Raw genomic sequence first — 10,703 nt, 5'->3', positions numbered from 1 at the left:
CTTCCGAGCGGTTAATCCAGAGTCTTGGCCGATAAATCTGGGTTCGCCTACAGTTTGTGTTGCATCGTTTTCCGGACCCATTGGGAACATCTCTATTGATGGTCAGCGCCTCGAAGTGAAATCGACGCTTCTCAAGATAATTCGTTGAACTACGTCCTCAGCCTGGAAGGCTTTCCACCGTCGAGCATTGGCGAAGACTGGCCATCGAGGTCAGCGATTTCGCCGAAACCGATTCAGAAAAATCCACGCCGCGCCGACACACGCCGCCAAACCGGCGGAGACCGAGTTCAGATCAAATTCAGGAGCTTGGAGCACACATCCCCCGCATCGGGTAACCGGTGCGGCGTGAACCACGCCCGCGAGAGCAACGATTAAAGCCACTGGCGCCACGATTGAAGGCAAAGGAAGACAAACTTTGAATACCTGCTCATGACCTACTTTGAACATCTCCTCATTAAGCGTTCAGATGCTAAGTAGTTCTATTCGAGCTTTTATATCGGATTCGTTAATTTTAACCGCAGGGTAAATGGGTTCAGTCAATAGGCGCCCGGAACACATGTCGTTCGACCGTAGTTCCCATCGGTCGGTAGCCGTCTCAATCTCATTGTCACTGCTGCCATTGGTCGGACCCGGACCGCGGCCCTGCCCGTCTAGAGGGGTGCGCTTGGCGTTTTCCGACGAAAGCTCGTCCGGCGGAATCAGTGGGCACCGTAGGGTGGCTCCGGCGGGGGAGGAGTTGGTGAACCACGGCCAACCACGAGGGAAATGTCACGACCCGTCCGAAGCCGGATTGGAGGTGATTTCGGTCAAGATGAGCTGGCCGCTTCGCTAATCGAGACGCGCTGGAGCAGCCTGCGCGTGCGCATAGACGGCGTGCTCTCAGGTTTCCCGCGTAAACAGAGAAATAACGGCTAGGCGGAGGGGGACGGTTGATTGGGTCCTCCGGTCAATGCGTTCTCCCTCCGACCACAGCTCCGCCGCCGAACGATAGCGGGTGCAGCTGTCGTTGCCGATAAACTAAACGGAGGACGCGATGGTGACGGTAGTGTACTGGCTGGAATTCGGTGCGGCGTTTGGTTTCTCAATCGCGGCGCTGATTTTGTTCTGCAAAGCACTGATCAGGTAGCGCCACGATTAAGCGGAAGTTGGCGTGATCTGCCAGGGAAGGTTGCGCTGCTTTTGTTCACTGGGCGCGCTATTCAAGGGTGCCGCAACGCTCGACCTCGAGGAACGTCACCCTCTCCAGGGTCTTAAATACGAGAGGTAATCCGAGAACACGCGGTCGTCATCAAGCTCGCGATATCCCCGCTGACCGCAGTGTGACATTCGAGCCTCCCCTACCTCATCACTCGCCTAAAAAGGTCGCGCCGTTGGAGGGCTCACAGCCCGGCCCGCGTATGGTTCAGCTCAAGGCCGCGCCTCCAGCACCAGGTTGAACGGAGTGGCAGCGGCGCGTCGCACGCGTGAAAATCCACCGCTCATTATTATCTCTCGTAATCTTGCTTCGCCGGCCTGAGTACCGAGCGCAAGACCAACTTCCTGAGACAATGATGCAGGCACGCAAATCTGCGTCGACGCAGAATAAAATATTCGGCCTATAGGATTGAGGTTGTCGGCAATTCGGTCGCCAGCAAAGGGTTCGACCACCATCCATGTCCCGTCCGACTTCAAGACCGACTTGACATGCGCTGCCACGCCGATGGGGTCACCCATGTCATGCAGGCAGTCAAAAAACGCAACCAGATCGTAGGTGCCGGAAAATTCTTTTGCAGTCGCGCGTTCGAAAGCGATCCGTTCTGCTACCCCACCCTGGCGCGCCAACTCGCGCGCCCGCACCAGCGACGGTTCGTGATAATCAAACCCTGAAAATGTCGACTTCGGAAAAGCCTTGGCCAGTAGCACGGTCGATGCACCGTGACCGCATCCGACATCGGCGACCCGCGCCCCGCGTTCCAGTTTCTGCTTGACTCCTTCCAGCGCCGGAATCCACTCGGCAATCAAATGCGCCGCGTAACCCGGCCGGAAAAACCTCTCCGTCCCGCGGAACAGGCAGGGGTCGTGCTCGTGCCATCCGACACCTCCGCCTGCGCGAAACGCCGCCTCGAGCTTGGGCAGGTCACGCGCGGCCGCGGCGGCTATCTCGAAGAGGGCCGGAAAAAATGCCGGTCCATTCTCGTCAGCAAGGATCGCGGCTTGCTCCGGTGAAATCGAGAAGCGCTCGGTCGTTGGATCGAAATTGATATAGCCACTCGCCGCCTGGGCAGCCGCCCACTCGCGCACATAGCGCGGCGCGGTTCCGGTGCGGGTTGCAAGGTCTCCGGAGGTCAGCGGCCCCGCAGCCGCAAGCGTCTTGTACAATCCCAAAGAATCGCCCAAAAGTACCGGTCCAATACTCAGTGCGGCACCCGCATCGCCAAGCATTTTGCCCAGAAGTTGCTGAAGCTTCGCTTCATCTATCGCCATCGTGGATTTCCTCCAGCGCTGTTTATTAAGACACTCCAAGTCATCCGAAATTGGCCTTCCGGGACACAAGAAGAGTTTCCTTATTCCACTTGCCCACGTGATTTTGGCATTTGTTGCATACAGGGGCCGCACAAGGCCCAGGATGCGCCACTACGAGGAATCACTAATATCGTACTAATCGGCTCGCGCGAATCCTTACATCGATCACAGGTAAGCAGATAGCCAAAGCCGCGCAACTCGGAGCTCAGGGCAAAAACAGCTGGCCCCTCGACCAGCTCAACTTCGACCAGCTCACCCATAGTTAACTCGGTAGAAGCCACTCTCACTCCTCCCGGGCATCCGTCAGGCCGGGCGCCCCAGTGCGGGAGTTGGTAGTATGGACCGTGAGTTTCCCCGCACAAACTCCGGTGGTCGTGAGGAAGCAGCGCCGCCGGTTTGGTAACAAATTCAGAACGATCGGAGGCAGCACATTTTACGAGGGTGGAGGCAGCAAATTTCGTACCACGAGCAATATTCGCAAACGCGCCGATCGCGCTGGAAGCTGGGGAAAAACGCTACGCGAAGGCGAGGCGGAATTCCCGCCTGGGCCGACCGAGCTCGCGGATCAGCGCCTACCACGATCAGATTTCTCAACCCCCAGGTGTTGCTGGTTGAACGGGACACGCTCGGTGGGCAACGATGTAAGGGAGCCGCTGAGCCCCCGAACTCCTACTACTTGAGCCCCGCCGGGTCGGCTTCCTCAAGTTTGCGGTATAGGGTTTTTCGATCGACGCCGAGAATCGCGGCGGCCTCGGTCTTGTTCCCATTTACACCCGCGAGCACCACGCGGAGGTATTCACGTTCGACCTCATCGAGACTCATGCGGCGGGCCGCAGCTTCGTCGAACATCCGGGTCAGGGTCTGTTCACCGGTAACGCGTGGAGGCATGTCTGCGACCGTGATCCGCTTCTCACGGCACAGGATCACCGCACTCTGGATGACGTTCTGCAGCTCGCGGATATTGCCCGGCCACGCGTACCGCATGAGACACTCCTCTGCCTTGGGCTCGATGGTCGGGAGCGGCTTGCCACAATCTGCCGCCGCCCGCGACAGAAAGTGCCGCACCAACAGCGGCAAGTCTTCGGGTCGATCGCGCAGGGGAGGTATGTGAACCGTGATGGTGGCAAGCCGGTAGTAGAGGTCGGCGCGGAATTTTGACTGGGCCACCGCGACTTCAAGATCGGTGTTGGTCGCCGCCACAATGCGAACATCGATGCCCTTCTCGACGGTGGCGCCTAGCGGACGCACGCGTTTGTCTTCGATGATGCGGAGCAGTTTGGCCTGCAGCGCAAGCGGCATGTCGCCGATTTCATCGAGGTACAGAGTGCCGCCCTGAGCCGCCTGAAAAAGCCCCTCTTTGCTTCCCCGCGCATCGGTGAAGGCACCCTTGATGTAGCCGAACAGCTCGCTTTCTATGAGGTTCTCCGGAATGGCCGAGCAATTGATTGGCACGAACGGCCGCTCGCGACGCACACTTTCGAAATGTAGCAAGCGCGCGAGCAGTTCCTTGCCGGTGCCGCTCTCGCCCAACAGCAGAACGGTAGCTGGCATGTCGGCCACCTGCCGAATGGTCTCCAGTACCGCGAGCATTCGCGGGTTGGCTGCGACGATATTCGACATCCCGTAGGTGTGCGCGAGTTCTCCGCGCAGGCGCCTCACCTCCCGGCGCAGATCGCGATTTTCGAGGGCACGCGACACCACCAGCAGGAACTCGTCGTTGCCGAACGGTTTGGTGAGGTAATCGAATGCCCCCAGCTTCATCGACTCAACTGCGTTGGCGATCGACCCGAAGGCGGTAATCACGATCACCGACAGGCTGGGGAGGCGCCTCTTCAGTTCGGTCTGCAGCTGGTGCCCGTCCATCTGGCTCATGCGCAGGTCTGTGATCACCAGGTCGGGCTCCTCACTTTCGACCATGGCTAGCGCTTGCGCCCCGGAGTTGACACTCATCGCGGAATAGCCCGCATCGCGCAACACGTCGCACAGGACGCTGGCCATTTCGGCGTCGTCATCGACGACCATAATCTTGGGTTCGTTTGCATTCATACGTGCGTCTCTTTGGCCGGCGCTTCTCTGACCTTGCCCACCGGCACTCCCGGCACGGCAACCAAGAACTTGCTACCGCCCGGAACGGACTCGAAAGTGATTTCACCGCGGTGATCGCGAATAATCGATTGACTAACCGCAAGTCCCATTCCGGTCCCGCCCCCAGTCTCCTTGGTGGTGAAGAAGGGATCGAAAACCCGGCCCGCATTCAGCGGAGAGACTCCATGGCCGGTGTCTTCAAACTCGATTTTCAGTTCACCGCCTTTGCCATTTACGCCGCTCTCTGCGCGAATCCTGAGCGTGCCGCCCTGCGGAGTCATCGCATCGAGGGCATTCATCTCAAGATTGACGAACACCTGCTGAAGTTGGCCTGCGTCGCATTCTGCGAGCAGGGGTTGGTCACCAAGCTCGACGCTTACCGTGACCCGCCGGCGGGCGGCCTCGGTCTCCATCAGGCTCATAGCGTGATTGACGATCTGGCGAAGGTCACAAACCGCGCGATGCGATTCACGGCTGCGCCCGTAGTCGAGCAACATCCTGACGATTCGTGAAACACGGTCAATTTGACTGACGATGATCTCCAGACCGCGGCGAGCTTTGTTAGGATTGGGCTGGCTGTGCAGCAGCTGCTCGGCGCGCCCCCGGATCACTCCCATCGGGGTGCCGATCTCATGCGCCAGCCCCGAGGCAAGCGTGCCGACGGTGGCAAGCCGCTCGGCATGCTGCAGGCGACGTTCGAGCTCCAGCTCGCGGCGATGTTTCGCCAGTAGATCCCGCCGGGCGACTGTCAGCTGATCATCCAGACGCCGAAACTCCTCGGTAAGCAAACTCACCTCGTTGGTCGGCGAATGCCTATCCCGCTGCTCGTCGTCGGAGAAGCGCATGACCCTTCGCGAGAGTTCCGCGAGCGGACTGGAAACGTAGCGCCGCACCAATAACGGGATCAGCGCGACGATCACACCAATAACTGCGAATGCGGCTAGCGCCGAGATCGCAGTGCGTTCCTTCAAATCCTCCCGAATGTCGGTCCAATCCTGGGCGACCAGTAGGTAGGCGAAAGTGTTGCCTTCGTGACCCTCGCGATCATTCAACGGCACCACGCGGCAGAACCAGTTGGTCTCACCGATCCAGGTCTCGAACTCGGCGTCACCGCTGGGTTTGGTTCGGAGCAATTGCTCGACGAGTTCGGCAGTCGCGCGGTCGGACGTCTTCCACAAGGATCCGTCCCGGTTGAGCAACGCGACTCTGGTCGTGTCGTCGGTCATCCGCCGTAGCACGTCATCGACTTCGTTCCATTCCTTCGTCAGCAAGTCATTTTCCAGCGCCGGCGCAAGACTGCGCGTGGTCGCTCGTATATCGCGCTTCAGATCGTGGACGTAGACGATGCTGGAGCGACGCACGCTCCAGTACATGTAGCTCACCAGCACCGGGGTCAGCGCCAGGAGCAGGACCAATGTCAATCTGGTTCCGACCTTCATCATGTTCATTATAGGTGTCCCGTCCGTCAGACCTACAGACCTGCGTCGCGGGTCCCGAGTTCACCCGGTCGTCCAAAGTCGAGCAATCACCCTGCCAGCGGCGGTGCTCACCTGATTAGAGTTTCTCCTTGGTGTTGTCTTTCATTTTTTGATGTTTTCGCTGACGCCGAGTGCGACAGAGGGTCATTCTGTACTGAATCAGAACAAAGGAATTGGGGCACTTTAGTACAGCGCGCAGAAGCAGCGGGGCAGTCTGCCTCGGAGCCTTTGAACCCCATGCGCTGATCTCAACGGTCCACGATGGCACGGAAGCTGCCATCGTTCGTGGCCAAACGCCCCTTCGGTGGAATGAGGTCAGGGGTGGTGACCGAGAATTGCGCTGGGAAGCGAGCTGGGAAAGCGAGGGAAGTGGGCTGACTAGCAGGAGTGTCCGAATCCGCTGCGCAACCGCCCTGGCCAGGGGCGTGTTGCTGTTTGCCTCGATTGCTTTCGCATTTCCCGGATATGCCGAGGCCCGCGAGATCTCGCTGGATGAGGCCGTGGCGATCGCCCTGGACAACAACCCTGATTATGCCGCCGCGGCGCGTGAGCTTACGGTTGCGCGTGCGGAGTTGGAGCGCGCCAGCTATGTAAGCCAGTTCAATCCGGAGCTGGAGAGTTCCGGAGACTACAAGCAACGCGCGGATCGTTCGAACTCGCAAGACTGGCGGGTCGGGCTTTCCCAGCAACTGGAGATCTTCGGACAACCCGCGCTGCGCAGGCAGTCCGCACGATTCGGTTTCGATCGCACTTCGGCGGACATCAGAAACCAGGCGCGCCTGCTCACCGCCGGGGTCAAGCTGACCTTCTATGAATCCGTTCGCGCCCGCAGCGAGACCGACCTGTTTTTCGAACTGGCAGAGCTCGACCGCAAGCTCAACGACGCCGGTCAGGCGCGGTTTAGCGCCGGCGAGATCAGCCAGATCGACGCGAACCTGGCGCGCGTCCGCTACGGTGAGAGTGAACGCGCCCTGGTCGAGAGCCGCACGCGCTATCGGCTGGAGCGGTCCAGCCTGGGCAGACTGCTGGGCGAAGCGGCCGGGCCCGAGCCGGAGCCGCGTGGATCGATGACCATCGAGCCGTTGCGCGTGGACTCGGACAGACTGCTCGACCTCGCCCGGCGCAATCGCCCGGACTATCAGGCCTCGCAACTCGAGGTGGCTCGTCTCAAAAACGAGGTGCTCCTCAACGAGCGACTGGCCCTACCGAATCCGACCATTGGCGCGTTCGGCGCTCACGAGAACAATACCGAGCACTTCGCCGGCATCACGCTGGGAATTCCGCTCCCGATCTTCAACCGGCGGCAGGCCGAAGCGACGGCGATAGCCGGCAGGCTGGCCCAGGCCAAAGATCGCCAACACGCGCTCGAGTTGAATCTGGAACGTGAAGTGCGCGACGCGTGGCAGCGGTATGTGAGCGCCCTGGAGGTGCTGTCGATTAACCAAAGGGAGGTCGTGCAGCCAGCGCGTGAGAGTTTCTAACTGCTGGAAGAGGCATTCAATGCCGGCAAGCTCGATCTGCTGCGGCTCTCGCTGGCCGAGCGGCAGGCCTTTGAGGCGCGGATGGGATATGTCCGCGCGTGGTTCGATCTGGTCGCCGCGAGGGTGGCACTGGAGCTGGCTTTGGGAGGCCAAATATGAAGCCGGCTGCCCTGGGATTGTTCGCGGTGCTGCTGGTGCCATTTTTCGCCGGCCTGGTGCGCGGCCAGTCGCAGATCGACGGCACTCTCGTGAAACTGCCGGAAACTTCGGATGCCGCGAGCCAAATTGTACTCACCTCGATCGATCGAAAACGAATTGTCGGGAACATCAGCGCCACGGCAATCATCGAGCCCGACACCAACGCCGTCGCTCACGTCACCACTCGCATCCCGGCCAGAGTGGTCAAGCTGGTGGCCGACCTCGGACAGCAAGTGCGTCCGGGGCAAACCCTGGTCATCCTGAGCAGCGAGGAACTGGGACGCGCCAAGGCCGAGTATCTCAAAACCAAATCGCTTTACGCGATCGCCGAGCAGAACCTCAAGCGCGAAGAAGATTTGTTCGCCAAGAAAATTACGCCCATGAAAGACGTTCTTGAGGCACGCGCTGCGCGCGACACCGCGTTGGCGCAACTGAAGGAGGCCCGCGAAACGCTTCGCCTGCTGATTCCCGCCAAGCAGCTCGAGACCCTCAGCTGGTCCGAGAACGGCCCCGCTCTGTCGGAGTTTCCGCTCGCTTCGCCAATCGAAGGGACCCTGGTGAAACGAGACTTGACCATCGGAACCATCATCGATCGCGACGACGACCCGCTGATCGTCATCAATCTCGACCGGGTGTGGGTCATGGCATCGGTGTTCGAGCACAGTCTGGCCGGACTGCACGACGGCGAGAATGCGACCATCAGCGTCGAAGCCTACCCAGACCGCGCCTTCGTGGGAAAAGTCACCTACACGGGGAGCGAGATCGACCGCGCCAACCGCACCGTGCAGGCGCGCATCGAAGTACCCAACCCCGACCACCTTCTCAAGCCCGGAATGTTCGCGCGCGCGGCGATAGAAGTCAGCGAGGCGCGCCGTGTCCTGGTCGCCCCGGAGTCCGCAATCTTCGAAGTCAACGGCGAAAAAGTCGCATTCGTAGCGGCCGGCAATGGCGTGTATTCGGCGCGGCGCGTGCAGCCGGGCGCAGCGGCGGGGGAGATGGTCGAGGTGCTCTCGGGCCTGCACGAAGGCGATCGGGTGGTGAGCCGCGGCGGGCTCGTGCTGAAGACTCTGCTGGCCAGAGGGATGCACGGCTGACATGGCTCGCGCGATTTTCGAAGCCGCACTCAAGAACCGTCTGATGACGATCATGCTGGTCGTGGTCTTCCTCGGAATAGGCCTTCAGGCAATGGTCCGCTTGCCCATCGATGCGTCGCCGGACGTAACCCCCAACCTCGTGACCATCGTTACGGATGCGCCGGGACTGGGTGCGGTCGAGGTCGAAAAGCTGATCACCTTCCCGATCGAAGTGTCGATGCGCGGACTTACCGGCATCAAGGAACTGCGCTCCATCTCGCGCTTCGGCCTGTCGTCAGTTTCGGTCTACTTCGACGAGAAGCTCGACGTCTATTTCGCACGGCGGCTCGTGATGGAGCGCCTGCCCGCCGCGGCCGCGATGATTCCGCACGGGTACGGGCCTCCGCAGATGACTCCCGTCTCAACCACGCTGGGCGAGATCTTTCAGTTCCGGGTCGTTGATCCGAATCGGTCGCTGATGGAACTAAGGTCGATCCTCGACTGGCAAATCGCCCCGCGTCTCAAGGAAGTCCCGGGAGTGGTAGAGGTCAACTCCTACGGCGGTGAACTCAAGACCTACGAATTGCAACTTCGTCCCGATTCGCTCGTGGCGTACGGACTGAAACTGGAGGACGTTTTTCACGCGTTGGAACGCAACAATCTCAGCGCGGGCGGTGGCTACATCATCCATAACGGTGAGCAGGAGGTCATTCGCGGGAGCGGCCTGATTACCCGACTCAGCGACCTCGGCAATGTGGTCGTCAGCACCCGCAATGGCGTGCCGATCTATGTCCGCCACCTGGGACGGGTCGAGTTTGCACCGATGTTGCGACAGGGTGCCGTTACCCACGACGGCCAGGGAGAAACCGTCGCGGGAGTGGTCATGCTGCTGATCGGGCAGAATGCCCGTACCGTGGTCGACGGGGTAAAGTCGAAGCTCAAGCAAATCGAACCCACTCTCCCCGCCGGGGTTCGGATCGAAACCTACTACGATCGCTCCGATCTGATCCGGCGCACCATTGAGACGGTTGCGCACAATCTCGCCGAGGGCGCGATTTTAGTCAGCCTGGTGCTGTTCCTGTTCCTCGGCGACATCCGTGCAAGTCTGATCGTCGCCTCGGTCATCCCGCTTTCGCTGCTCGCCGCGTTCCTGGGCATGAACTACGTCGGGCTGTCGGGCAACCTGATGAGCCTCGGCGCGATCGATTTTGGGCTCATCGTCGACGGCTCGGTGGTGATGATCGAGAACATCTTCCATCGCCTGTCGCGCGAGACGGATGCGCTGCGCTCGCGGGCAAATATCGTGTTCGACGCGGGACGCGAGGTTCTGCGCCCAATCGTGTTCGCCATTGCCATCATCATCGTGGTGTATTTGCCGATCCTGACCTTCGAAAACGTCGAAGGGAAAATGTTTCGGCCGATGGCGCTGACCGTGATCTTCGCCCTCAGTGGCTCGCTGCTCTTCGCGTTGACTTACGTACCGGTGATGGCGTCGCTGTTTCTGCGCCGCACCGCGGCAGGCGAACCATGGATCACGAGGCAGGCCGCTAACCTCCACGAGCGAATCCGCGCGCTGACACTCGCCGGGCCGCGCCGAGTTATTATTGGGACGCTCGCCCTGTTGATTGTCAGCTTCGCGATCGCGCCCTTTCTGGGAACCGAGTTCGTGCCCACCCTAGACGAAGGCACGCTCAACCTCGACGTCATGCAGGTGCCCAGCATCTCGCTCGAAAATGCCATCAAGACCTCGACCGAGGCCGAGAGGGCGATGCTCGAAATACCGGAAGTCGAGCATGTCCTGAGCCGAATCGGACGTCCGGAAATAGCCACCGACACGATCGGGCCCGACGAAGCCGACGTCTACGTTTTCCTCAAACCGAAAAAGC

6 protein-coding genes are annotated in these 10,703 nt (G+C 60.3%); 3 read left to right on the top strand and 3 right to left on the bottom strand.

What is annotated here, in order from left to right; translation table 11 throughout:
• Positions 1 to 1,407: 1,407 nt before the first annotated feature.
• The 3 genes from VGI36_18390 to VGI36_18380 form a co-directional block, all read right to left on the bottom strand.
• Positions 1,408 to 2,463, bottom strand: coding sequence for a class I SAM-dependent methyltransferase (locus VGI36_18390; protein HEY2487117.1), 1,056 nt, complete (start codon positions 2,461 to 2,463; stop codon positions 1,408 to 1,410).
• 711 nt (positions 2,464 to 3,174) lie between these two features.
• On the bottom strand, positions 3,175 to 4,548 hold the full coding sequence (locus VGI36_18385; GenBank protein ID HEY2487116.1) for a sigma-54 dependent transcriptional regulator: 1,374 nt from the start codon (positions 4,546 to 4,548) through the stop codon (positions 3,175 to 3,177).
• Complete coding sequence (locus VGI36_18380) at positions 4,545 to 6,035, bottom strand: ATP-binding protein (GenBank protein HEY2487115.1); 1,491 nt, start codon at positions 6,033 to 6,035, stop codon at positions 4,545 to 4,547. The genes VGI36_18385 and VGI36_18380 overlap by 4 nt, the downstream gene beginning before the upstream one ends.
• Positions 6,036 to 6,400: 365 nt before the next feature.
• Between VGI36_18380 and VGI36_18375 the strand changes: the two genes are divergently transcribed.
• The 3 genes from VGI36_18375 to VGI36_18365 form a co-directional block, all read left to right on the top strand.
• The gene (locus tag VGI36_18375; protein HEY2487114.1) at positions 6,401 to 7,546 is read left to right on the top strand and encodes a TolC family protein; all 1,146 of its coding nucleotides are present in this window, start codon (positions 6,401 to 6,403) and stop codon (positions 7,544 to 7,546) included.
• A 155-nt stretch (positions 7,547 to 7,701) separates the two neighbouring features.
• A complete protein-coding gene (locus VGI36_18370; GenBank protein HEY2487113.1) occupies positions 7,702 to 8,838 on the top strand; it encodes an efflux RND transporter periplasmic adaptor subunit in 1,137 nt (378 codons plus the stop codon).
• 1 nt (position 8,839) lies between these two features.
• The coding region (locus tag VGI36_18365) for an efflux RND transporter permease subunit (protein HEY2487112.1) at positions 8,840 to 10,703 on the top strand (1,864 nt) is incomplete at its 3' end.

The organism is Candidatus Binataceae bacterium (assembly GCA_036495685.1).
GTDB lineage: Bacteria > Desulfobacterota > Binatia > Binatales > Binataceae > JAFAHS01.
The sequence above is the reverse complement of the archived record's forward strand: the minus strand, read 5'-3'. Positions and strand labels throughout refer to the sequence as shown.